This window comes from Roseovarius halophilus (ex Wu et al. 2025), from assembly GCF_047086965.1.
In genome coordinates this window covers 34,368-58,905 of the sequence record NZ_JBKOTX010000001.1, presented here as the reverse complement: position 1 = coordinate 58,905, position 24,538 = coordinate 34,368, and the positions used below count along the sequence as shown (strand labels likewise).

The following is a 24,538-nucleotide window of genomic DNA, read 5'->3' as shown; positions in this document are numbered from 1 at the left end:
CGCGGGACGACCAATAAGCACCCCGTTCTGCCGGGGAAGACAGGAAGAGGTAAAAAATGAAGAAATCCGTACTTTTTGGCACGCTGACTGCCGCCGGCCTTGCCGCCGGTGCCGCGTCGGCCGCCACGCTTGACGACGTCACCGCCCGCGGTACGCTGAACTGCGGCGTGACAACCGGCCTTGTCGGCTTCGCCGCCCCCGACTCCGATGGCGAATGGCAGGGCTTCGACGTGGCTGTTTGCCGCGCGGTCGCGGCCGCCGTTCTCGGTGACCCGATGGCCGTCGAGTTCGTGCCCACCACCGGCCAGACCCGCTTTACCGCGCTGGCCTCGGGCGAGGTCGACATGCTGGCCCGCAACACCACCTGGACCTTCACTCGCGACGTCGATCTGAAGTTCGAATTCACCGGCATCAACTACTACGACGGCCAGGCCTTTATGGTCCCGCGCGACCTGGGCGTTTCCTCGGCCATGGACCTGGCCGGCGCGACCGTCTGCATCCAGACCGGCACCACGACCGAACTGAACCTTGCGGATTTCTTCCGCTCGAACGACATGGACTACGAGCCGCTGCCCATCGAGACGAACGCCGAGGCGCAGCAGCAGTATCTGGCCAGGGCCTGTGACGTCTATACCACCGATTCCTCGGGACTTGCGGCGACCCGCGCCTCGTTCGAGAACCCCTCGGATCACGTCATCCTGCCCGAGACCATCTCGAAAGAGCCGCTCGGCCCGCTCGTCCGCCACGGCGACAACGAATGGGGCGACGTGGTGCGCTGGACGCTCATGGCGCTGATCGCCGCCGAGGAGATGGGCGTCACCGCGGACAATGTCGAGGAAATGGCCGAAGGCACCGACAAGCCGGAAATCGACCGGATGCTGGGTGCGGAGGGTGAGCTTGGTGCCAAACTTGGCCTTGAGTCCGATTGGGCCGTGCGCGCCATCCAGGCCGGCGGCAACTACGGAGAGCTGTTCGCCAAACATATCGGCGTGGACACGCCCGTCGGCCTGGCCCGCGGGCTCAACGCCCAGTACACCGACGGTGGCCTGCTATACGCCATGCCGTTCCGGTAAGACAGACCTGATGGGGGGTGCCGATGTGCCCCCCGTCGCCCTGTCGGGGTCATCGCCGACAACCACCCCAGACAATTCGCGCAATCCGGTCAACGGGTGCGTCAGGATGCCACCGGGGAGCAGGGAGATAATTGATGTCAGCGTCCATCGACGTTTCGAAAGAGCCCTTTCAGCTCCGCCAGCTTATCTACGACACCCGGTATCGCTCGATTACCATCCAGGTCATTGCCTTGGTGCTGTTGGTCGCGGCGCTTTGGTGGCTGGTCAATAACACCGTCCAGAACCTCGAAACCCTGGGCAAGGATTTCGATTTTGGGTTCCTGACCCAGCCGGCCGGCTATGACATCAACCAACGCCTGATCGACTACGACAGCCAAAGCACGCATGGCCGCGCCGCCATGGTCGGCATCCTCAATACCCTGCTGGTCGCGCTGCTGGGGTGCACCCTGGCGACGATCGTGGGCGTTCTGGCCGGCGTGTTGCGGCTGTCCAAGAACTGGCTGGTCAGTAACCTGACGGCCGTTTACGTCGAGGGGTTCCGCAACGTTCCCCTGCTGCTGTGGATCATCCTGATCTTCGCGATCATGACCGAAAGCACTCCCGAGCCACGGGACTTCCGCGGCGATGATGCGGCGGCCTCCATGATCATGGGCGAGAGCGTTGCCGTGACAAACCGCGGCGTCTACATCCCGCGCGTCGGCTTCGAGAATTCGCTGGGGGCGGCCGGGGCCGACTGGCGGGCCGAGACCGCCACCCTGGAAGAGGGTGCTGAGACCACACCGCCACCGTCGGCGACCTGGGACTGGCTGATCGTGTTCGGTGTTCTTTTGGCCTCGATCCTGGGCGCGCGCTGGAACACGCGCCGCGCCGACGCCATCCTGGAGGCAACGGGCGACCGCCCGGCCATATGGTATGTCAACCTCGGTATCATCGTCCTGCCCACGCTCGCGGTTCTCTTGGCGTTGGGGGCGACCGTCGTGGCACCCGCCTTCCGCGGGTTCAACTTTGCCGAAGGGGTCCACCTGCGCAACTCGCTGATCGCGCTCTGGCTGGCGCTTGCCCTCTATACCGGGGCCTTCATCGCCGAGATCGTCCGCGCCGGCATCCTGTCGGTCAGCAAGGGCCAGACCGAGGCCGCCAGCGCGCTGGGCCTGCGCCCCGGGCGGATCATGAACCTGGTTGTCCTGCCGCAGGCGCTGCGGGTCATCATCCCGCCGCTTATCTCGCAGTACCTGAACCTGACCAAGAACAGTTCGCTCGCCATCGCCGTGGGCTACATGGACGTGCGCTCGACGCTGGGCGGGATCACCATCAACCAGACCGGTCGAGAGCTGGAGGGCATGCTGCTGCTGGGCCTGTTCTACCTGGTGCTGTCGCTGGTCATCTCGGCGCTGATGAATGTCTACAACAATGCCGTGAAGCTGAAGGAGCGGTGACATGAGCGAAGTCCACGCCGAAACGACCCGCTTCGTGCGCACCGAAATGGTGGCCCAGCAGGCCCCGCCGATCACCGAAAAGGGTGCCGTCAAATGGGTGCGCGAGAACCTCTTTTCGGGGTGGCTCAACGTGCTTCTGACGGTTGTGTCGCTGTTCGTCATCTACGCGGTGCTGTCGGCGCTGCTGCCCTGGTTCGCCAATTCGGTCTGGACCGCCGACAGCCTGGACGGATGCCGTGAGGTGCTGGCCGAAAAGGGGCTTTCGGGCCATGGCGGCGCCTGTTTCTCGGTCATCACGGAGCGCTGGAACCAGCTGATCTTCGGCTTCTACCCGCCCGAGCTCTACTGGCGTCCGATCCTGGCCTTCGTCGTTTTCCTGCTGGGCATCGCGCCGGTGCTGTTCCAGGGCACGCCACGCCGGGCGCTTTGGGGATCGATCGCCGCGCCTTTCATCGTCTACTGGCTCATCTGGGGCGGCAGCCTCTGGGGGCCCATCCTGACGGCCGCCGGCTTCGGCGTCGGCGCGGCGAGCTTCATCCTTGCCGCGCGTCTTGCGGGCAACATCCCCGGCGTGCTTGCTGCCATACTGCTGCCGGTCCTGTACTGGATGTTTCTTGTCGGTCCACTGGTCTCCGGTTTTGCCGCGATCCTGCCGCTGGAGATCACCAAGATCGAGTCCAACGACATCGGCGGCTTCATGCTGGCGCTGATCATCGGCATCTCGGGGATCATCCTGTCGCTGCCGCTGGGGATCCTGCTTGCGCTGGGGCGCCAGTCGCACCTGTTCATCATCACCAAGGTCTCGGTCGCCTTCATCGAGGTCATCCGCGGCGTGCCGCTGATCGTCTGGCTGTTCACGGCCTCGCTGCTGCTGAATTACTTCCTGCCGCCGGGCACCGATTTCGACCTGATGCTGCGGGTCATCATCATGGTCACCCTCTTCGCCTCGGCCTATATCGCCGAGGTGGTGCGCGGTGGCCTCGCCGCCCTGCCTAAGGGCCAGTACGAGGCCGCCGACGCGCTGGGGCTGGACTATGCCAAGTCCATGCGCCTGATCATCCTGCCGCAGGCGCTCAAGATATCGATCCCGGGGATCGTCAATACCTTCATCGGCCTTTTCAAGGACACGACGCTGGTGGTTTTCATCGGCCTGCTGGACCCGATCGGCCTGACCAATGCGATCCGCTCTACGACCGCTTGGAACGGCATCTACTGGGAGCTGTTCATTTTCATCGGCCTGATGTTCTTCATCTTCTGCTACAGCATGGGGCGCTACTCCATCTATCTCGAAAAGAAGCTCCAGCGTGAGCATCGTTAAGGAAACCTGACATGACCGACATTGTTACCGACCGCGAGATCGATCGCAGCCAGATGCAGGTCTCTGACGAGGTCGCGATCCAGATCAGTGACATGAACAAGTGGTTCGGCGCGTTCCACGTGCTGCGCGACATCAACCTGACCGTCTATCGCGGCGAGCGGATCGTGGTCTGCGGGCCCTCGGGCTCGGGCAAGTCGACGCTGATCCGCTGCATCAACCGGCTGGAGGAACACCAGGCCGGGCAGATTGTCGTGGACGGCACGGAACTGTCCAACGACCTCAAGAACATCGACAGGATCCGCTCCGAGGTCGGGATGTGCTTTCAGCACTTCAACCTGTTCCCGCACCTTACGATCCTGGAAAACTGCACGCTGGCGCCGCTCTGGGTGCGCAAGACGCCCAAGAAAGAGGCCGAGGAGGTGGCGATGCACTACCTCGAAAAGGTCAAGATCCCCGAACAGGCCGACAAGTACCCTGGCCAGCTGTCGGGTGGCCAGCAGCAGCGGGTGGCCATTGCCCGGTCGCTGTGCATGCGCCCGCAGATCATGCTTTTTGACGAGCCGACCTCGGCGCTTGACCCCGAGATGATCAAGGAAGTGCTCGACACGATGATCGAGCTGGCCCAGGAGGGCATGACCATGATCTGCGTCACCCACGAGATGGGCTTTGCACGGCAGGTGGCCAACCGGGTGATCTTCATGGACCAGGGCCAGATCGTGGAACAGAACGAACCCGAAGAGTTCTTCAACAATCCGCAAAGCGACCGGACCAAGCTGTTCCTGAGCCAGATCCTGGGGCACTGACAGACAACCGGGCTGGGGTGCGGGTCAGCCCGTGAGGTCGCGCGGGACAATGACATCGACAACACGACCGGAGCCGGGGGCGACCTCGGGCCAGCCACCGCTATCGAAGTCTATCACGGTCGTGGCGCCGGTGGGGTATCGGTGAAAATCCGGATGCGCGGGCGGCTCAGCGGCCATGGCTGCGGCAAAGTCCCCGAGCCCCGGATTATGGGCCACCAGCGCGACGCGCGGGACGGTAGCAGTGCGCAGGGCCTCCAGCAGGATTTGTGGTGGCGCGTGGTAGAGGGCTGGCAGATATCTGACGGGCACCAGATCCCGCCAGGCCGACTGCATGAGGTCCACCGTTTCCGTCGTCCGCGCGCTGTCGGAGCTGAGAATCGCATCGGGACGATACCCCTTGTCGCGCAGCCAGGCACCAATGGCCCGCGCCGATTGGCGCCCCCGTGCGTTGAGCACCCGTGCATGATCCTCCGCCCGCGAGTCGTCCCAACTGGACTTGGCGTGGCGGATCAGGATCAGGCGGCGTTTCACAGGAAGGCCTCCATGTGAAAGGCCGATTGACGGGCATCGCGCGGGAAGGACTGGCTGACAGGACAGGCGGCCCGCACGGCGCAGCCGCCACTCATGCAGTCGGCCCCGCTGCGCAGGTAATCCTTGCAGACGGCCACGTCATAGCCCTCTGGCGTCAGGGCCGAGACGGGGCAGGCGGTGCGGCAGGGCTGGTCGGCGCAGCTGTCGCAGGGCTTGGCCATGGCCGGTGGCAGCGCCAGAACGGTCTCGAACACCAGTGCACCGCGGAAGGACACCCAAAGGCCCTGTTCGCCGTGCACCAGAAAATTGACCGGCGAGGGCCAGATGCGGCCGGTGCGCGTGGCCCAGGTCAGGAAGGGATGAAAAGGTGGCGGGCCGAAGGGGAAAAGCGGCTGGGCGCCCACGACCTGAGCGATGCGGCGCACGACGCGGCGCGACCAGCGATCAAGCGGGTCGGCCTGCCCGTCGCGCATTTCCGGGGATTGCGTGAAGTGGTGCCAGAAGTCCGGGCCCGGCCCCAGCAACATCAGCGTGCGCCCCAGCCCTTCGCCCGCATCGGGATGAAAGCCGCCCAGAACACTCAGCCGGGCCGCGCCCGCTGCTGCCTGAACCTCGGACAGGCTCACCGCGGCGTGCGGATCAGCGAACCCGCCCCGTGGTCTGTGAACAACTCGAGCAGCACCGCGTTGGGTGCACGCCCGTCCAGGATCACCACCGCATGCACGCCCCCCGCGATGGCGCCAAGCGCCGTCTGGGTCTTGGGGATCATGCCGCCCGCGATCACGCCGTCTTCGGTCAGTGTGCGGATCTGGTCGGGCGAAAGCTCGGTCAAGAGGTGGCCCTCTGCGTCCTTGACGCCCTCGACATCCGTCAGCAGCAGCAGCCGGTCGGCCTTGAGCGCGGCGGCCACCGCCCCGGCGGCGGTGTCGCCGTTGATGTTGAGCGTCTCGCCATTGCGGCCCGCGCCCAGTGGCGCGATCACCGGAATAGTGCGGGCCTCGAACAGGGTGTGCAGCAGGCCTGGATCGACCTCGGCCGGGGTGCCCACCAGGCCAAGCTCGGGCGCGTCCTGGTCGCAGGTGATCAGGTGGGCGTCCTTGCCGGACAGGCCCACGGCACGGCCGCCTTGCTGGTTGATGGCATGCGTAATCCATTTGCTGACCGTGCCGGCCAGCACCATCTCGACCACCTCGACGACCTTGGCGTCGGTGACGCGCTTGCCGCCGACGAAGTCGCTGACGATGCCCAGCCGATCGAGCATCTCGTTGATCATCGGCCCGCCGCCATGGACGATCACCGGGTTCACGCCGACCTGCTGCATCAGCACCACGTCGCGGGCGAAATCCTCCATCGCCGCCTGGCTGGACATGGCGTGCCCACCCAGCTTGATGACAACGATCGCCCCGGCATAGCGCTGCATGTAGGGCAGCGCCTGGTTGAGGGTCTTGGCTGTGGCGATCCAGTCGCGGTTCATATCCGGTGTCTTCATGTTGGGGTCAGTCTATTCCAGCAATGATGCTGCGCAAGACGTCGATCCCGAGGCCCTTGTCCGACGAGGTCAGGACCAGTTCCGGAAATGCGGCGGGATGCGTGGTAAGCCGCTCGCGCACCTGGGTCAGCACGCGCCCCAGGTCCTTTTCCTTGACCTTGTCCGTCTTGGTCATGATGCACTGGAATGTCACGGCGGCCTGGTCGAGCAGGCTCATGATCTCCTCATCCACAGGCTTGATCCCGTGGCGGCTGTCCACCAGAACGAAGGCCCGGCGCAGGGTCTGGCGGCCGGCGAGATAGTGCCGGAGCAGCGCCTGCCATTTCTCGACGACCGTGACCGGCGCATTGGCGAAGCCATATCCGGGCAGGTCCACCAGGTAGTGGCTGCTGCCCAGCTCGAAATAGTTGATCTCCTGGGTGCGCCCGGGCGTGTTCGAGGCGCGCGCCAGCCCCTTGCGCCCGGTCAGGGCATTGATCAGGCTTGACTTCCCCACGTTCGAGCGCCCGGCAAAACAGACCTCGGGGCGGTCGGGTGTGGGCAACCCGGACATGGCGACTACACCCTTGAGGAACTCTGTCTGACCTGCGAAGAGCTTGCGGCCAGCCTCACGGCGGGCGTCTGTCTCGATCTCGGCAATGGGGAAGGGCAGGTGCATCACAGTGCCCCGCCGGTGCTGTGCCGGCGACATGGGGCTGGCCCCTGCGGCGCCTGCGATGACATCACTTTTCCTCCGATGCCCCGTCCCCCTTTTTTCGGAACGAGCCTATGATGTTGCCGACCAGGTCGGGCTTGTAGCCCTGGCTGCGCATGATCGTGTATTGCTGCAGGAAGGTGATCACGTTGTTGGAAATCCAGTAGAGCACCAGCCCGCTGGCAAAGCCGCCCAGCATGAACATGAAGACCCAGGGCATCCAGGCGAAGATCATCTTCTGCGTCGGGTCCGTGGGCGCAGGGTTCAGCTTCTGCTGAAGGTACATCGAGATGCCCAGCAGGATCGGCAGGATACCCAGGCTGAAGATGAAGAAGATCGAACCGGGCTCCGGCGTGGACCAGGGCAGCAGGCCGAAGAGGTTCAGGATCGACGAGGGGTCGGGCGCCGAAAGGTCCCTGATCCAGCCGAACCATGGGGCGTGGCGCAGTTCGATCGTGACGAAAATCACCTTGTAGAGCGAGAAGAAGATCGGGATCTGCAGCAGGATCGGCAAGCACCCCGAGGCCGGATTGACCTTGTTCGTCTTGTAGAGCTCCATCATGCCCTTCTGCATCTCTTCGCGGTTGTCGCCCGCGCGCTCCTTGAGCTTTTCCATCTCGGGCTGAAGCTCGCGCATCTTGGCCATCGAGACATAGGATTTGAAGGCAAGCGGGAAGAGAACGGCCTTGATGAGAAGGGTCAGGCCGATGATTGACCAGCCCATGTTGCCGATCAACTCGTTCAGCCAGTGCAGCACGGCGAAGATCGGCTTTGTCAGGAAGAAGAACCAGCCCCAGTCGATGGAGTCTATGAAGCCCTCGATCCCGGCCTGTTCATAGTCCCGGATCGTGCCCCATTCTTTGGCGCCGGCAAAGAGCTGGGTTTCCGCCGATAGCGTCTCGCCCGCCGCGACGGTCTGTTGGGCGTAGATCGTCTCGGTCTGGTAGACGCCGCTTTCAGGGTTGTCGTCGTCCACACCCGCGGCCCGGGCGACCGAGCGGAATTCCGTGCCGGGCTCGGGGATCAGTGTGGTCATCCAGTATTTGTCGGTGAAGCCGACCCAGCCATTCTCGGCGACCTCGACGCGGCTCTCGTCCGCGGTCAGGTCGGGCATCTTGCCGTAGCTGGTTTCCTCCAGCGTGCCGTCCGACATGCGCACGACGCCCTCGTGCAGGATAAAGAAGCCGATGGTCTCGGGCTCGCCGTGGCGGGCGACGAGGCCGTAGGGGCGCATGGCGACATCCGCCTCGCTGGCATTCTCGACCGACTGGCGGATCGTGAACATGTAGTCCTCGTCCACCGAAATGGTCTTGCGGAAGGTCAACCCGGCGTCATTGCTCCAGGCCAGGGTGACCGGGTCGCCGGGGGCCAGTGTCGAGCCGCTCTCGACCGACCAGATCGTGTCGGGGCCGGGCACCTGGCCCTGCTCGACGCCAACCGTGGCGATCCAGCCATGCAGGGCGTAATACGGGTCGGCGCTGCCCACCGGGGACAACAGGCGCACCAGGTCGGAGTCCTCGGCCAGGTCCTCGCGATAGTCCGAAAGCGACAGGTCGTCGATCCGCCCGCCCTTGAGCGAGATCGAGCCGGTCAGGCGCGGGGTGGCGATCTCGACCCGCTCGGCCTCGGCCAGGCCGGCGTCGACCGTCTGGCCCGAGGCCTGTCCGGTGCCTTGGGCCGGGGTGTCGGCGACCGAGGGGGCGGCGGTCTCGTCGTCGCTGGCGGTTGCGCGCGCAGATTCGGGGGCGGACTCGGGTGCGGTGATCTCGCCATCGGCGTCGGTGATGCCGGGGGACTGTTCCGGCGGTGGGAACAGCAGGAACCAGACAAGGATCACGACAAAGCTGAGCGCCGTCGCGAGAATGAGGTTCTTGTTCTGATCGTCCATCGAAACCGCCCGGAATTGCTGATCTTGGGTCAGGGGCGTTCAACAGGTCGGGGGGGCAAAGGTCAAGCGATTTTGCCCCCGATCAGGGCCCGATGCCGCCTTGCGCAACTGGGCCTCAGGCGCTTTTGCGGCGCAGGGTCACCGGCGGGGCAGGGGCGGTGGCTTGTCCGGCCAGCCAGGTGTCCGCCTCCTCCAGCGGCATCGGCCGGGCGAAAAGAAAGCCCTGGGCATATTCGCACCCCAGCTGCGTCAGCTTGGCCTGTTCGCCCGGGGTTTCCACGCCCTCGGCCAGGGTCTGCAGATGCAGCCGGTCGGCCATGGTCAGGATCGCGGCGATCATGTCCTGTTGCTCCGGGTCCGCGTCGGCACGCCCGATGAAGCTGCGGTCGATCTTGATGCGGTTGATCGACAGCTTGCGGATATTGGAGATCGAGGCGTAGCCGGTGCCGAAGTCGTCCAGGTCGATGCCACAGCCCAGCCGGGACAACCCGGCCAGGTTGCGCGCGACCTGGTCGTCGCCACAGCGGGCCACGACCGTTTCCAGCACCTCGATCACCAGGCGATGGGGGACGATGCCGCGCGCTTCCAGGGTCATCGCCAGCTGGTCGACCAACTGTGGCGCGCGCAGGTCCTCGGTCGAGAAGTTGACGCCGACCTGGGGCACTTGGTGGCCGAGGTCATCCCAGCGGCGCAGCGCGTCCAGTGCGCTGGACACCATCAACTGTCCCAGATGCTCCATGCGGCCTGTCTCCCGCAGGATTGGCAGGAACTCGGCGGGTGAGATCAGGCCCAGCCTGGGGTGATGCCAGCGGGTGAGCGTCTCGAACCCGGCGAGGCGGCCCGAGCGTAGCTCGAATTGGGGCTGGAAAAACGGGCGGATCTGGCCCGATGTCAGGCCGGTTTCGATATCACGCGTCAGCTCGCAACGCGCGGCGATCCGCTTGCGCATCCCGTCCGAATAGGACCGGATCGCCGCCGGGGCGTTGCGTCGGGCCTCGACGAGGGCGCAGGTCGCCGCCTGCATCAGGTCATGCGGGTCGGATGACCCGATCCTGTCGGACAGGGCAAAGCCGACCGAGGCCGTGGCCTGGATCGCCCCGCAGGAGGACCGGAACGGTGTTGAAAGCGCCTGCTGCAGCCGCGTGGCACACTGCAGCGCTGTCTCGAGCGTGCGCGCATCGACGCCCGTCGCGGCGACCGCGAAGCGCGACCCGTCGAGGTGCGCGGTCAGGTTCCCCGGGGCCAGCAGATCGACAAGGCGATCGGCACAGTGGCGCAAAAAAGCCTCGATCACGGGGCGGGCGTGCCGTTCCTCCAGCTGATGGAAGTCGTCGATCTCGGCCAGGATCACGAGGACCGGCGTGGTCGACGCCAGGGCCGCGGGCCGGCGCATCCGGGCCAGCAGCCCTGCCCGCGTGTGCAACCGGGTGATCGGGGCGTCGCGTCGCGCCAGCGCGGGCAGGGTCCCGGCGCGCCACGCGGCGGCCCCGGTAGCCACAAAGGCGAGACCGGCGACCATGGCCGCGGCGCCACTGGCCCCAGCGCCCACCAGGGTACCGGCCACGGCCGTTGCCAGGCCCGGCGCCAGGAGCCGCGCCCGCGTGCTTGAAAGATGGAACGCCCCGGCCCCCTTGGTCATTCCTGTCGTTCCTCTGACGCGCCCGAACTCGGGCAGGTTCGGGGGCAGACTGGGGCAGCCCCTTGCAAGGACCGTTAATGGCGCTTTGGAAAATCGCTATAATTTTCATGACCCCCCACGCGCCGGCCCGGCGAAATCGGGAAACCGCTGGGCCAGCAGACGGGACAGGCCCCCCTTCATCAGCGCCCGGTACGCTCATGCGGCCATTCCGGCACATTCACCGCGCACAAGGTCTGTCGCGCCTCGGGCACCTGGTCCTTTGCCATGGAATGGGAGTCTTGCGGTGCGACGCGGTGCGGCCGGAAATCAGTCCGGCACGTTGTCCACGCCATGCCCGCCCCAGGGGTGGCAGCGCCCGATGCGCCGCATGGCCAGCCAGCTGCCCTTGAGCGCGCCATGTTTCTCGAGCGCCTCCATGGCGTAGGCGGAACAGGTCGGCTGATAGCGGCAGCCATGCCCGACCCAGGGACTGAAGATCAGCCGATAGGCCCGAACGGGCAATGAGACGATATAGGCGGGTGGTGTCATGAATGCACCTCGGCCAGGGCCTTTCCGAGATCGTCGCGCAGGCGCCTGAAATCAAGCGTCGCGGTGGCCTCGCGCCGTCCGATCAGGACGTAGTCCCAGCCGGGGCGGGCCTGGTCCGGCAATTCGAGCCGGGCGATCTCGCGCAGGCGGCGCTTGGCGCGGTTTCGGGCCACGGCATTGCCGACCTTCTTCGAGCAGGTAAAACCGACGCGGGCCGGGCCATCATCGCCCCGGTCGCGGGCCTGCAGCACGAACCCCTTGGAATGGGCCACGCGGGCCCGGGCTGCGGCCAGAAAATCGGCGCGTTTCTTGAGGCCGTTCACACGAAGGGAAACCGCCGCAGCGTGGGCCGGGGCGGTTGTCTTATTGTCAGAGGTCATGATGACCCCGTCCCGACCTGGCGGCCGGTCAGGCGCTCAGGTTCTTGCGGCCGCGGGCGCGGCGCGCGTTCAGGATCTTGCGGCCGGCCTTGGTGGCCATACGGGCGCGGAAACCATGACGGTTCTTGCGAACACGGTTGGACGGCTGATACGTGCGCTTCATCGCGACAACTCCGGTCTTGGGGGCGAGTCCCGTAAGGGTGTCGAGCCCCGGTCACATCTCGAAGCCCATCGTTTAGAGCCCGCCCGCCCACCTGTCAACGCGGCAGCCGGGGGTTTTCTGCAACAAACCCGGCGTGACCGGCCCGGGATGTTACAGATCGGGGTGCCGGCCGACGGATTTCCAACGAAACCTTCACCGCCCATCAAGGCGGCGTGACCCCCCTATCGCGCGCCGCGCCGCTGCGCCATCTATACCCCACGCTTGTTCCCGGCCAGAGAGGATGCCCGACGTGCGCGACATGACAGAGACACCAAGCCGCCCCTGGCTGAAACGCCTGCCGATCCTGGTCATCTTCGCGGTGGCCGCGCTGGGCGCCGTCTACCTGCGCGACTACCTGAGCTTTCAGGCGCTGGCCGAGAACCGCGAAGCTCTGATCGCCTTCCGCGACGCGAACTACTTGGTGACGGCGGGGGTCTTCGTCCTGCTCTACGCGCTCATCGTCGCCTTTTCGCTGCCCGGGGCCACGGTCATGACCCTGACCGGCGGGTTCCTCTTTGCCATCTTTCCCGGCGCCTTGTTCAATGTCACCGGTGCCACCATCGGGGCGGTTGGCATCTTCCAGGCCGCGCGCTGGGGCTTTGGCGAGCAATTGGGCCGCAAGCTCGAGGGCGCGGAAGGCACCGTCAAGAAGATCAAGGACGGCATCGACCAGAACCAGTGGTCGATGCTGTTCCTGATCCGCCTGGTGCCGGCGGTGCCGTTCTTCCTGGCCAACCTGATCCCCTCGTTCCTGGAGGTGCCGCTGCGCCGCTTCGTGGTTTCGACCTTCCTCGGCATCATTCCCGGCGCGGTGGTCTATACCTCGGTGGGGGCGGGGCTGGGCGAGGTTTTCTCGCGCGGCGAGACGCCGAACCTGGGCATCATTTTTGAGTCGCAGATTCTGCTTCCGATCCTCGGGCTTTGTGCGCTGGCGCTGTTGCCTGTTATCCTCAAGGCCCTGCGCGGCAAGAAGGGGCTTTGATTCATGACCCGTATCAAGACTGACCTGTGCATCATCGGCGGCGGTTCGGGCGGGCTGTCCATCGCGGCCGGCGCGGCCCAGATGGGCGCTGACGTTGTCCTGCTGGAAGGCCACAAGATGGGCGGCGACTGCCTCAACTATGGCTGCGTGCCCTCCAAGGCGCTCCTGTCCGAGGGCAAGCGGGCCAAGGCGGGTCAGGAGGTCGCCTTCAAGGTCGCCAAGGACCACGTGGCAAATGTCATCGCCACCATCGAACCGCACGACAGCGTCGAACGTTTCGAAGGGCTGGGGGTGAAGGTGATACAGGACTATGGTCGCTTCATCTCGCCGACCGAGGTGCAGGCAGGCGACACGGTGATCGCCGCGCGCCGCTTCGTCGTCGCGACGGGGTCTTCCCCTCTCGTGCCCCCCATAGACGGGATCGCGGATGTCACCGTCCACACCAACGAGACGATCTTCGAGTTGCGCGAACGGCCCGAACACCTGCTGGTGATCGGCGGCGGCCCCATCGGCATGGAGATGGCGCAGGCGCATCGGCGGCTGGGCTCCAGGGTCACGGTGATCGAGGGTGCCAAGGCGCTGGGCAAGGACGACCCCGAGCTTGCCGCCATTGTGCTGGACAAGCTGCGCGCCGAGGGGATCAAGACTGTCGAGGGCGCGCAGGCCAGCAAGGTCTCCGAAACCGATGGCCTGATCACTGTGAAGACCGAAAAGGGCGAATTCACCGGCTCGCATCTGCTGGTGGCCGTGGGCCGCAAGGTCAATGTTTCGGGGCTGGACCTCGACACCGGTGGCATTGATTGGGACAAGTCCGGGGTCAAGGTGGGCGACACGCTGCGCTCGACCTCCAACCGTCGGGTCTACGCGGTGGGCGACGCGGCCGGGGGGCTGCAGTTCACTCATGTCGCGGGCTATCATGCGGGCGTCGTGATCCGCTCGGCGCTGCTGGGGCTGCCTGCCAGGCAAAAGACCCATCACATCCCCTGGACCACCTATACCGATCCCGAGCTTGCCCAGGTGGGCCTGACCGAGGCGCAGGCGCGCGCGGCCCACGGCGCCAAGCTTGAGGTGGCCGAGGCCGAATTCGCCAGCAACGACCGTGCCGTGGCCGAGGGCCGCACGGCCGGCCGGATCAAGGTCATGGTGGTCAAGGGGCGGCCCGTGGGCGCGAGCATCGTCGGGCCCATGGCTGGCGAACTGATCGCCATGTGGGCCATGGCCATCGCCAACAACCTCAAGATGTCGGCGATTTCCAGCACGGTTCTGCCCTATCCCACCTTCAGCGAGATTAACAAACGCGCCGCGGGCAATTACTTTGGCCCCAGGCTCTTCGAGAACGACACGGTGAAACGGCTGGTCCGGCTTGTGCAAAAGTTTCTGCCGTAGTCTGGTGCAGGCATGCGGCTGTTGAACACACTTTCGGGGCGGTTCCTGATCCTGACCACCATCTTCGTGATGCTGGCAGAGGTCTTGATCTTCGTGCCGTCGGTGGCGCGTTTTCGCGAGGATTACCTCCTCACCCGGCTGGAGCGGGCTCAGATCGCCTCGCTCGCGCTGTTGGCCGACGACATGATCAGCGAAGACCTGGAAGAGGAGCTGCTAACCAATGCGGGCGTGTTCAACGTGGTGCTGCGGCGCGACGAGGTGCGGCAACTCGCGCTCAGCTCGCCCATTCCGGCGCCGATCCACGCCACCTACGACATGCGCGATCCCGCCGCCTGGGTGCTGATTCGCGATGCCATGGTCCGGCTCTGGGACGCCGAAGGCCGGATCATACGGGTGCTTGGCAACCCAGTGCGCGGCGGCGGGCAGCTGATCGAGGTCACCATGGAGACCGCGCCATTGCGTGCGGCCATGATCGACTACGGATTGCGTATTCTGCTGCTCTCGGCGGTGATCTCGATCGTGACAGCAACGCTGCTGTTTCTCGCCGTGCGGGTTCTGCTGGTCAAGCCGATCAAGGGCGTGGTGCGCAACATGCAGCACTACGCCCAGGCCCCCGAGGATGCGCGCTCGGTCATCACGCCCAATTCCTCGGTGGTCGAACTGCGCGAGGCCGAGGAGTCGCTGGCCAGCCTGCAGACTCAGCTGACCGGGGCGCTCAAGCAGAAGGAACGGCTGGCGCAGCTTGGCGGCGGAGTATCAAAGATCAGCCACGATTTGCGCAACATCCTGACCTCGGCGCAGCTGTTCACCGACCGGCTGGAAAATTCCGAGGACCCCACCGTGCGCCGCCTCGCGCCCAAGCTCGTGGGCTCGATCAGCCGGGCGGTGAATCTGTGCGAATCCACCCTGGCCTTCGGGCGGGTGGACGAACCGGCGCCGCGGCTGTCGCGGCTGACGCTGGGCGATATCGTCGAGGACGTGCTCGACGGCGAGCGGCTGGCCGAGACGGAGGCCGAGATTTCCTTTTCCGCCGACATTCCCGTGGGCATGCAAGTGCGGGCGGATGGCGAACAGCTCTACCGCGTGCTCAGCAACCTGGTGCGCAACGCCCGCCAGGCTATCGCCGCCAACGGCCAGCCCGGCGAGATCAACATCCGCGCCGGCGAGGACGAAGAGGCCTGGTGGATCCACGTCTCCGACACCGGCCCGGGCCTGCCGCAGAAGGCGCGCGAACACCTGTTCGAGGCCTTCCAGGGCGGCGCGCGGCGCGGCGGCTCGGGCCTCGGCCTGGCCATCGCCGCCGAACTTGTGCGCGGCCACGGCGGCCGGCTGGAGCTGCGCCACACCGATGAGACCGGCACGGCCTTCGCCATCTGCCTGCCCAAGGCCGAAGCCGCGCTGGATGCCGGATGACCCGCGCCCTCTTGCGAGACGCGACAGAAAACTTGGCCTTTGTGCATTTGCCCCCCTTGCGTCGCCCGCCCGACACGTCTAATTCCCCGGTCAATAGTGGACCGATAGCTCAGCTGGATAGAGTACCTGACTACGAATCAGGGGGTCGGGGGTTCGAATCCTCCTCGGTCCGCCACAACATCAATAAAAACAATGACTTAGAGTCAGATTTCAAATCTAGCCCCTTAATAGCCCCTCAGGATTCTTTGCTTGGGAGCCTATCTGCAGGTGCTGGGAGCACCGGGCCCCTCACCAGGGTCTCGCGCCAAGGGAACCGTTGGAGTATAATCTGGGTATGACCCAGAGAGCTGAGCAACCACCCCGACCGGAGCCGGAGCGCCTGCGCGCGAGACCGTTGAGCAGAGAGGCATTTCACCAGGCGGCCGCCAAGGCGGCGCAGCTGACCGTCAAGCAGCGTGCCAAAGGCCGCAAGCGGGCGGCGCTTGGCAACTACCCGGAGCGGGCCTCACGCGAGCAGCTGTTGGAGGGGTATCAAAACGCTCCTAGGTGCACGGCTGAAAAACGCGACGGAACGCGCTGCCGCTTGCCGGTCGTGCGCGGATCGGATCGCTGCGTTCATCACGAAGGCATTCAGCGCAACCCGAGCTGTCCGGCGGCAGGCCGGTGGTATCTGCAGGGAAAGCTCAAGCCACCACGGGGGCGCTTCAAAACGCACCCGAGCGCATTACGTGCGGCGCTTGACCGGGACGCCGGCAAAGACCCCGGAGGTGGCCACGGGGGCGACTGACGCCACGGGGGTTGTATCCAAGAGACTGCAGGCTGAGTGCACTATAGGCTAGCCATGCCTAGGGCCCTTGGCCAAGCTGTCAGCCAAGCGGGAAAAGCGACTGAGCTGAATGAACTGGTCGCAGGCTGTGGCCATTTGCCCATGCTACCCCCCGGACACCCCCGACCTGCGGTGAGAAAACCTTGTATGACCGCGCGACCAAATTTTCGGATACAGACCTTATTACGCGACGAGAAACGATGAGCTGTATGGCGTGGCCTGCGTACAGCTCAGCGAGGTTGGATCAGCGCATGGCCAAGCTGTAGGTCTGCCATTGGTCAAGATCGCGAACGCTCAATGCTTGACCTCCAACCCCCGCTTCATCTTCCACGCAACGTCATCCTCCAACAGCGCCTTGGCCTCTATAGGCCCAAGGTCCGCCAGGGTCTGCTGCATGACTGGCACCACCTCTTCCGGCAGCAATGCTTCCAGCTTGTTGGTGATGGCCATGTAGTTCTGAAGCAGCTCGCGCAGCATAATGGCGGCCGGCACCTGTTCGCCATGCTCGAAATCCTTGAGGTGCCACTTGTCGCACTCGACCCGCTCGAGGCTGCCCAAATCCACAAGCTTCTTCATTTTACGCGTGACCGTGGCACGGTTCAGCTCGGTATAGGCCGCCACCTCGTTGGTCGAGGTGTAGAAGCCGCGTTCGCTAGCGATCTCGACGGGGGTCGCCTCGGAACACCTCGGTCAGCCCCTTCTGTTCCACCAGCTGGAACAGATCGCGCCTTTGTATGCATTACATCCGGCAAAGCCGATCAGCGCCATCTTCGGGTAACTGCATAAGTTGTGCGGCAGTATCTTTAGTGTTCCGCAAGTGATTTTGGCCATCCCTAACGGCGGTCAGGTCCATGATGCGGGGATAGGGTCGTGAGCATTTTGGGCCATATTTAATTGCACATAGGTCACGAAGCAATCGATGTAATCACCCCAAGCCAACTGACCACGTTTGCTTTGCACGCTTAGGACTTGGCTACTTTGCTTTTCCTACAGAATCTGGCAAGCACGTTCCAAATATTTGTCCAAATATTTGTGATAATTTCCGGAGAAAGTTATGAGCCAGAGCAGGAAAAACTCGCGCAGCGCCAGTATTGTCCCCCTCTACGCCGCGCAGCCCCGGCGCACCCAAGCCCGCCGCCGGGCCGGTGCGCTGCTGATGGGCACCACCCTCAGCGCCGTCATCGGGCTGAGCTATGGGCGCGGCGTTTATGCGCAGACAGTGCTGTCTGGTAGCCAAACCGACACGCAAACTCTGTATGGCCCCGATGAGTTCGTCACGGAGGACGGATTTTCGGTGGATACGTCTGATAGCACCGGAGATGCAATTACCATCACGACCGGCGGTGGAGAAAAAGGGGACACAACGTTTACCGATAATTACGCCAGCATGATTAATGGAGCCGGTGATGGAATCTCTGCGGAACATAGCGGCACCGGTGAGCTGCGCCTCACAACTACAGGGGACGTTGCAGGGGGCAACTACGGAGTACAGTCCATCAACAACACTATAAGCGGCGCGCTGAGTATTGCGGCTAGTGGCTCGTTGAGGGGCGGAAAAAGAGGTATCCACGCCATTAATGCCGGCGGCGCACTGACGATCTCGCTTAGTGGCTCTGTGACAGGCGAGAGCTATATTGGCATCTTTGCAAGTAACGCTGGTGCTGAGCTCGTCGTGGAAGCGAACAAAGTCACAGGGGGCACCCGCGGCATGCTCCTCGTCAACAACGGCAGTGGCGCGCTAACCATCACGACGAGTGGGGCTGTGACAGGCGAGACCAATGACGGCATCTTGGCGAACAACTCACAGAACTCCACTGACCTTACCATCGAAGTCGACAATGTCACCGGTGGGAGCTCCGGCATTGACGCCGACAACGACGGCAGTGGCGCGCTGAGCATCACGGCCAGTGGCGCAGTGACGGGTGAGACCAGCGACGGCATCTATGCGCATAACTCACAGAACTCCACTGAGCTTACCATCGAAGTCAACAACGTCACCGGTGGCGACTACGGCATCCGCGCCGCCAACGACGGCAGCGGCGCACTGAGCATCACGGCCAGTGGCGCAGTGACGGGGGGCGGGACCAAAGACGGCATCGACGCGTTTAACTCACAGAACTCCACTGACCTTACCATCGAAGTCGACAACGTCACCGGTGGGAACCACGGCATCCGCGCCGCCAACGACGGCAGTGGCGCGCTGAGCATCACGGCCAGTGGCGCGGTGACAGGCGAGACCAAAGACGGCATCGCCGCGTTTAACTCACAGAACTCCACTGACCTTACCATCGAAGTCAACAACGTCACCGGTGGCGACTACGGCATCTACGCCGACAACGACGGCAGTGGTGCGCTAAGCATCACGGCCAGCGGCGCGGTCACCGGTGGCGACTACGGCATCTACGCCGACAACGAAGGCGGTGGCGCGCTGAGCATAATGGCCAGTGGCGCGGTGATGGGTGAGACCAGCGACGGCATCTATGCGTACAACTCGCAGGACTCCACTGGGCTTACCATCGAAGTGAACAAGGTCACCGGTGGCGACTTCGGCATCTTCGCCGACAACGACGGCAGTGGCGCACTGAGCATCACGGCCAGTGGCGCAGTGACGGGGGGCGGGACCTTTGACGGCATCGACGCGCGCAACTCACAGAACTCCACTGACCTTACCATCGAAGTCGACAACGTCACCGGTGGGAACTACGGCATCTTCGCCGATAACCAAGGCAGCAGCGCGCTGAGCATAATGGCCGGTGGCGCGGTGATGGGTGAGACCAGCGACGGCATCCAAGCGTTCAACTCACAAAACTCCACTGGGCTTACCATCGAAGTCAACAACGTCACGGGTAGCGACGAAGGCATCTTCGCCTACAACGCCGGCAGTGGCGCACTGAGCATCATGGCCAGTGGCTCGGTGACGGCTGGTGAGACCGATTACGGCATCGACGCTTTCAACTCACAGAACTCCACTGGGCTTACCATCGCAGTCAACAACGTCACCGGTGGGAGCTACGGCATCGAGGCCGACAATGAAGGCAGCGGCGCGCTGAGCATCATGGCCAGTGGCGCGGTGATGGGTGAGACCAGCGACGGCATCTATGCGTACAACTCGCAGGACTCCACTGACCTTACCATCGAAGTCGACAACGTCACCGGTGGGAGCTCCGGCATTGACGCCGACAACGACGGCAGTGGCGCGCTGAGCATCACCACGACCGGGACCGTAATCGGGACGTCCGACGTCGGGATTTATGCGAACAACTCCATCAACTCGACGCAAGACCTGACCATTGCTGCGAATGACGATGTGACGGGTGGAACGAATGCTATTGCCGCAAAAAATTATGGCACTGGGGACCTCACTATCGAGGCTAGTGGAAGTGTCAGCACCAATGGTGCTGATTATGAAGCAATCTTTGCTGAAACAGGTGTAGGCGCAGGTGATTTATCAATTACGGTTGGCGGTAATGTATCAAATACGGCGCAAGATGGTGTATTTGGCGGAGGCATTTACGCCAAGACAGTGGATAGTGATACTAGCATAACCCTTGAACCGAACGCTTTGGTTTCATCGAGTTCCGGTTTTGGGATTATTGGGCTTTCTGAAGCCGGTTCTATTACAATCACAGCAACAGACAGCTCAATTGAGGGCGGGATCGTCGGTGTTTTTGGTGCAATATTTAACACAAGTTATGGCGGACCTGTGCCAGGCGTTTCTGATGAAGCAATAAACGCAAGTTATGGCGGACCTGCGCCAGGCGAAGATGACGATATTAATATCTCAGTTGCAGATGTCACTGGTGGCTTGGGGGTATATGCCGCGAACTTCGGTCCAGGGTCGGTGAACATCACAGCAACAGGTGACATTACGGGGACCGAGTACGCGGGAATTGCTGCTATTAGTGGTAAAGATGTCACCATCACAATCGCCGAAAGCGGCAGCGTCTCGGTCTCCGGCACGGATGCGGAGACGGGTGTCGCGATTGCGGCCTTTGCCCCCAACGGCGCGGTGATCGTGAACAACTTCGGCACGGTAACGGGCTCGGTGGACCTGACCAACTCCAACACCTTCACGAACGCAGGCACCTGGAAACTGGCGGGCACGACGAGTAACTTCAACACGACCGGCGACAGCCTTGTGGCGAACGAGGGCCTGATCATCGCGGCGAGCGATGATGAAGCGGACGAGACGCCTTGGCTGAACAACCTCGACACCTTCCGCAACAACGCGGGCGGCACGGTCCGTCTGACCGACGGGGGTGCGGGCGACGTGTTCGAGATCGGCAACGGCGGCGGTCAGGCGTCGGCCAACTTCGTCGCCAATGGCGGCACAGTCGAGCTGGACGTGGTGCTGGGCGGTGATGGCTCTGCCGCAGACCGGCTGGACATCAGCGGCGACGTGATCCTCGACGGGGCTCCCACGGCTCTGGCGATCAATTCGGTTGGTGGCGGCGCAGGCGGCGAGACGACGACTGGTATCGAAGTGGTGACGGTTGGTGGTGCATCCGATACAGGCGCCTTTGTCCTGGCCGCTCCTGTTGAAGTCGGTGCTATCGCCTATGACCTGTCATTGGGCCAGTGCGATGATACCGCCAACGACAACTGGTACCTGTGCAACAATGGCACCATCGGCACCACCGGTGCCGTCTTTGAGGCCATGCCGGGCGTCGTGCTCAACAGCTTTGCCCGCACCGAGACGCTGCAGCAGCGCTTGGGCGCGCGGGTGCAAGGCGGAACTGGCCCGACGCTCAGCACCCAAGGCGATGCTGACCTGCCTGTGGCACAATCGGTTGGCCCGTGGATGCGCACCTGGGGCGACTTTGCCGATATCACACCGGACAATTCCTCGGCAGGCACGTCCTTGGAAGCCGACAGCTGGGGTCTGGAAGCCGGGATTGGCACGATCCTGGGGGATCATGCGGGGGGCAACTTGGTCGGTGGCGTGAACCTACGCTACGGGGCCACCTATGCTGACCTGAGCAACCCGGTGGGCACCGCCTCGCTCAACGCCGAAGGCTTTGGCATGGCCGCGTCCCTGACCTGGTTCGGCAATGACGGGTTCTATGTGGACGGTAATGCCGCCGTGGACTTCGTCTCTATCGACGCCACCTCCCAAGGTGGTGGTGAGCTGCTCAATGACCATGACGATGTGGTCTATTCCGCAAGCACCGAGGTTGGCAAACGCATCGAGCTGCAGGGCGGCACCACGCTGGTCCCTCAAGCGCAACTGTCCTGGGGCAAGATGCGCGATGGCAGCCTCACCGATAACCTTGGCAACGTGGTGAGCTTTGCAGACCGTGAGACCCTGACCTCGCGGGTTGGCCTGACCGTGGAGCAAGACGTGACCGGTTCGAGCTGGGGCGCTGGCAAGGTCTTCGGCTTCGGCAAGGTGCTGCACGATCTGGAAGGCAGCCGCACAGCCACTGTGGCGGGCACCGATGTGACGCAAAGCGGTACTGGCGACTGGTTGGAGCTTGGCGGCGGCTTCTCGCTGCAGCCGACCGAGAACAGCAATGTCTTTGGCCAAGTCTCCTACCGTGAAGCCTTCAACGGCGTGGACGGTGACGCGATTGCCGTTTCCGCAGGCTGGCGGATGCAGTGGTAACGCGGGCCCACATCCGATAGAGACCAAACCTGCAAGGCGGCGATCATCGCCGTCTTGCGTATTTCAGGGCCGGACACGCAGCTGGCCCATGCCGTAAAGACCCCACCTCACGCAGCGGCCACCCTAACAGTCGCCAGAAAGACCGAAGATGAGCAAGAAGACGACCGCCACACCGGCCAAAAGCGCCAAGGGCAAAGCCAAAGCAAACGGCGCAGAGCCAACGCCGCAGACCGCCCCACAGGCTGAGCAGCCTAATACCGGGCAAGCGGCGGTGTCCTACAGCATGTCGCCGGGATTGGTGCCACGCATGGCCAAGGCGCAGTTCTCGATTGCCTTCTCGTCCTATCAGTCGGGCCTGCTCTACATGCTGGGCGTCCAGCCGGGCGGCGGCGCGCATCTGCATCAGTCGGCCCAACCCAAGCCGATGGGGCTCAGCATCAACAGCAACGGTCAGCTGACCATGACGGGGGCCTTCCACGTCATCCGCTTCGAGAATGTGCTCGCCCCCCATGAGCGGGTGAACAACATGTTCGACGCCTGCTTCGTCCCGCGTCGCACGCATTTCACCGGGGCGCTGGACGCCCATGACATTGGCCTCGACGCCGAGGGCGAGCCGGTCTTCGTGAACACGCGGTTCAACTGCATCGCCAACACCGACGCCCGCCACAGCTTCAAGCCCGTCTGGCAGCCGCCGTTCATCAGCGCACTGGTCAATGAAGACCGCTGCCACCTGAACGGGCTGGCCATGGATGGCGACGCGCCCGCCTATGCCACGGCTGTCAGCCGGTCAGATACCATCGACGGCTGGCGGGATCGCCGCGCGGATGGCGGCGTGGTGATCGACATTCGCAAGAACGAGATCGTCTGCGAGGGGCTGTCGATGCCCCACTCACCCCGACTGCATAACGGCGAGCTCTGGGTGCTGAACTCCGGCACGGGCGAGCTGGGCGTGGTGGCCGGGCTGGACAAGGGCAAGGGCACATTCGAGCCACGCGCCTTCTGCCCCGGCTTCCTGCGCGGCCTGTCCTTCCATGGCAACTTCGCCTTCGTGGGCCTGTCCAAACCGCGCTACAAGCGGTTCGAGGGCTTGGAGCTGGATGAGCGGCTGAAGAAGGCTGATAGCGAGCCCTGGTGCGGGGTGCAGATCATCGACCTCTCCAACGGCAGCTGCGTGGACTGGTTCCGCATCGATGGCCATGTGGGCGAGCTCTACGATGTGGAAGTGCTGCCTGGTATGAGCTACCCGATGTCGCTGAGCCTCACCTCACCAGAGCTGGCCGACCTGATCACCTACGAGGGGATGAACCCCACACCTGGGGCGTAGCGAACGCGCAACGGTGCAGACCACCCCTCAGCTGACCAAGACCACCTGACCAGAAGAGAGACCCACATGACCCGCAGACGACATGCCCTTGCCCTGACCGCAATGCTGGCCACCACCGGCACCACGGGGGGCGCGCAGGATGCGCAGGGCTTTGTGGTGCGTGGCATGGGCTCCTTGAGCTGTCAGATACTGGTGGACGCTCTGGAAGGGGAGCAGAGCAATGACGCAGCAGCGCGGCTGGTGGCGTGGCTGTCGGGTTACGCAAGCCATGCCAACCGGGCAGACGGAACTGTGAGGGACGTGCTGCCCTATTCCAACGTCAATGAACTGGCCACGGTGGTCGCACGGGTTTGCGCCAGCAACACGGAGGCGCAGGTAGAGGCGGTCACAGCCTCGGTGCTCGCCACGCTGGCCCCGCTTGCTGTAACCGAGCAAGACGAATTAACTGAGCTCAACAGGGGCGAAGCCGTTGTGCGGATCCGCCCTTCGGTGCTGCAAGCCATCCAAGAGCGCCTGATCGCGCGTGAGCTGTTGCCAGCGGGCAGTGCAGACGGGGTTTACGGCGAGCAAACAGCAGAGGCGCTGGCCAGTTTCCAAGAGCAGGCGAACCTGCCGACCACAGGGCTGCCGGATGCTTGGACGGTGTTTGTGCTGCAGGCGGCGGGGACCTAGCGGAGCTGACCGGCTGGGATGCCGAGCGCCAGGGGTCCGCACTGTTTTGTTGGCCAAGCCGCGCTGTGCGGGTCAGCTTACCCTAAGCCGCACGTCCCTTGGCCTGGGCCGGACAGCTCGTTGAGCTGAATGCGCTGTGCGTTTGAACCCCTGGATGCTGCGGGCGCATGGGCAGGCACCTTCTCCTTTTCCGGATGTGAGTGTGGGAGTGTGATGTGCGAGTAAAAATACTTTACCCTCACATCTTTTTGTCGTTTTATATCAGCATTTTACGGGGTCTTGTGAGTGTGGGAGTGTAAAATACCTAAAGCATGGGGAATGAAAGTATACGTCTTATATTACTTACCAT

21 protein-coding genes and 1 tRNA gene are annotated in these 24,538 nt (G+C 63.8%); 12 read left to right on the top strand and 10 right to left on the bottom strand.

What is annotated here, in order from left to right:
• The first annotated feature begins 56 nt into the window (after positions 1-56).
• The 4 genes from ACH107_RS00255 (at position 57) to ACH107_RS00240 (ending at position 4,630) form a co-directional block, all read left to right on the top strand.
• Positions 57-1,073, top strand: coding sequence for an amino acid ABC transporter substrate-binding protein (locus ACH107_RS00255; RefSeq protein WP_310691103.1), 1,017 nt, complete (start codon positions 57-59; stop codon positions 1,071-1,073).
• A gap of 134 nt (positions 1,074-1,207) precedes the next feature.
• Positions 1,208-2,509 (top strand): amino acid ABC transporter permease, encoded by a 1,302-nt coding sequence (locus tag ACH107_RS00250; protein ID WP_412504162.1) that lies wholly within the window; start codon positions 1,208-1,210, stop codon positions 2,507-2,509.
• A 1-nt stretch (position 2,510) separates the two neighbouring features.
• Positions 2,511-3,827 (top strand): amino acid ABC transporter permease, encoded by a 1,317-nt coding sequence (locus ACH107_RS00245; protein ID WP_310691105.1) that lies wholly within the window; start codon positions 2,511-2,513, stop codon positions 3,825-3,827.
• 11 nt (positions 3,828-3,838) lie between these two features.
• On the top strand, positions 3,839-4,630 hold the full coding sequence (locus tag ACH107_RS00240; RefSeq protein WP_310691106.1) for an amino acid ABC transporter ATP-binding protein: 792 nt from the start codon (positions 3,839-3,841) through the stop codon (positions 4,628-4,630).
• 24 nt (positions 4,631-4,654) lie between these two features.
• On the opposite strand, the gene ACH107_RS00235 is transcribed toward ACH107_RS00240, so the two are convergent.
• The 9 genes from ACH107_RS00235 to rpmH form a co-directional block, all read right to left on the bottom strand.
• On the bottom strand, positions 4,655-5,161 hold the full coding sequence (locus ACH107_RS00235) for a SixA phosphatase family protein (protein WP_412504161.1): 507 nt from the start codon (positions 5,159-5,161) through the stop codon (positions 4,655-4,657).
• Complete coding sequence (locus ACH107_RS00230) at positions 5,158-5,787, bottom strand: ferredoxin (RefSeq protein ID WP_412504160.1); 630 nt, start codon at positions 5,785-5,787, stop codon at positions 5,158-5,160. The genes ACH107_RS00235 and ACH107_RS00230 overlap by 4 nt, the downstream gene beginning before the upstream one ends.
• A complete protein-coding gene (gene argB / locus ACH107_RS00225; RefSeq protein WP_412504159.1) occupies positions 5,784-6,650 on the bottom strand; it encodes an acetylglutamate kinase in 867 nt (288 codons plus the stop codon). Before argB ends, ACH107_RS00230 begins: the two co-directional genes overlap by 4 nt.
• A gap of 7 nt (positions 6,651-6,657) precedes the next feature.
• A complete protein-coding gene (gene yihA / locus ACH107_RS00220) occupies positions 6,658-7,308 on the bottom strand; it encodes a ribosome biogenesis GTP-binding protein YihA/YsxC (RefSeq protein WP_412504169.1) in 651 nt (216 codons plus the stop codon).
• A gap of 64 nt (positions 7,309-7,372) precedes the next feature.
• Positions 7,373-9,232, bottom strand: a complete 1,860-nt coding sequence (gene yidC, locus ACH107_RS00215) for a membrane protein insertase YidC (protein ID WP_412504158.1) — start codon at positions 9,230-9,232, stop codon at positions 7,373-7,375.
• Positions 9,233-9,347: 115 nt separating this feature from the next.
• Entirely contained in the window at positions 9,348-10,871 is a 1,524-nt protein-coding gene (locus ACH107_RS00210) for a putative bifunctional diguanylate cyclase/phosphodiesterase (RefSeq protein ID WP_412504157.1), read from the bottom strand.
• Positions 10,872-11,177: 306 nt separating this feature from the next.
• Positions 11,178-11,399 (bottom strand): membrane protein insertion efficiency factor YidD, encoded by a 222-nt coding sequence (yidD, locus tag ACH107_RS00205; RefSeq protein ID WP_412504156.1) that lies wholly within the window; start codon positions 11,397-11,399, stop codon positions 11,178-11,180.
• Entirely contained in the window at positions 11,396-11,779 is a 384-nt protein-coding gene (gene rnpA / locus ACH107_RS00200; protein ID WP_412504155.1) for a ribonuclease P protein component, read from the bottom strand. The genes yidD and rnpA overlap by 4 nt, the downstream gene beginning before the upstream one ends.
• 28 nt (positions 11,780-11,807) lie before the next feature.
• Positions 11,808-11,942 (bottom strand): 50S ribosomal protein L34, encoded by a 135-nt coding sequence (gene rpmH, locus ACH107_RS00195; protein WP_310691114.1) that lies wholly within the window; start codon positions 11,940-11,942, stop codon positions 11,808-11,810.
• A 298-nt stretch (positions 11,943-12,240) separates the two neighbouring features.
• Between rpmH and ACH107_RS00190 the strand changes: the two genes are divergently transcribed.
• The 5 genes from ACH107_RS00190 (at position 12,241) to ACH107_RS00170 (ending at position 16,549) form a co-directional block, all read left to right on the top strand.
• Positions 12,241-12,963, top strand: coding sequence for a TVP38/TMEM64 family protein (locus ACH107_RS00190; RefSeq protein ID WP_310702814.1), 723 nt, complete (start codon positions 12,241-12,243; stop codon positions 12,961-12,963).
• Positions 12,964-12,966: 3 nt separating this feature from the next.
• Positions 12,967-14,349 (top strand): dihydrolipoyl dehydrogenase family protein, encoded by a 1,383-nt coding sequence (locus ACH107_RS00185; protein ID WP_412504154.1) that lies wholly within the window; start codon positions 12,967-12,969, stop codon positions 14,347-14,349.
• A gap of 18 nt (positions 14,350-14,367) precedes the next feature.
• On the top strand, positions 14,368-15,762 hold the full coding sequence (locus tag ACH107_RS00180) for a HAMP domain-containing sensor histidine kinase (RefSeq protein WP_310691124.1): 1,395 nt from the start codon (positions 14,368-14,370) through the stop codon (positions 15,760-15,762).
• Positions 15,763-15,860: 98 nt separating this feature from the next.
• A tRNA-Arg gene (locus tag ACH107_RS00175) sits at positions 15,861-15,937 on the top strand.
• A gap of 219 nt (positions 15,938-16,156) precedes the next feature.
• On the top strand, positions 16,157-16,549 hold the full coding sequence (locus ACH107_RS00170) for a hypothetical protein (RefSeq protein WP_412504153.1): 393 nt from the start codon (positions 16,157-16,159) through the stop codon (positions 16,547-16,549).
• Between the two features lie 333 nt (positions 16,550-16,882).
• Here ACH107_RS00170 and ACH107_RS00165 read toward each other — a convergent pair whose 3' ends face one another.
• Entirely contained in the window at positions 16,883-17,164 is a 282-nt protein-coding gene (locus tag ACH107_RS00165) for a hypothetical protein (protein ID WP_412504152.1), read from the bottom strand.
• A 478-nt stretch (positions 17,165-17,642) separates the two neighbouring features.
• On the opposite strand from ACH107_RS00165, the gene ACH107_RS00160 reads away from it, so the two are divergent.
• The 3 genes from ACH107_RS00160 (at position 17,643) to ACH107_RS00150 (ending at position 24,189) form a co-directional block, all read left to right on the top strand.
• Positions 17,643-22,193, top strand: a complete 4,551-nt coding sequence (locus ACH107_RS00160; protein ID WP_412504151.1) for an autotransporter outer membrane beta-barrel domain-containing protein — start codon at positions 17,643-17,645, stop codon at positions 22,191-22,193.
• 148 nt (positions 22,194-22,341) lie between these two features.
• Positions 22,342-23,517 carry a TIGR03032 family protein gene (locus ACH107_RS00155; protein WP_412504150.1) on the top strand — a complete coding sequence of 392 codons (1,176 nt, stop codon included), beginning with the start codon at positions 22,342-22,344 and terminating at the stop codon, positions 23,515-23,517.
• A 66-nt stretch (positions 23,518-23,583) separates the two neighbouring features.
• Positions 23,584-24,189 (top strand): peptidoglycan-binding domain-containing protein, encoded by a 606-nt coding sequence (locus tag ACH107_RS00150; RefSeq protein WP_412504149.1) that lies wholly within the window; start codon positions 23,584-23,586, stop codon positions 24,187-24,189.
• Positions 24,190-24,538 lie beyond the last annotated feature (349 nt).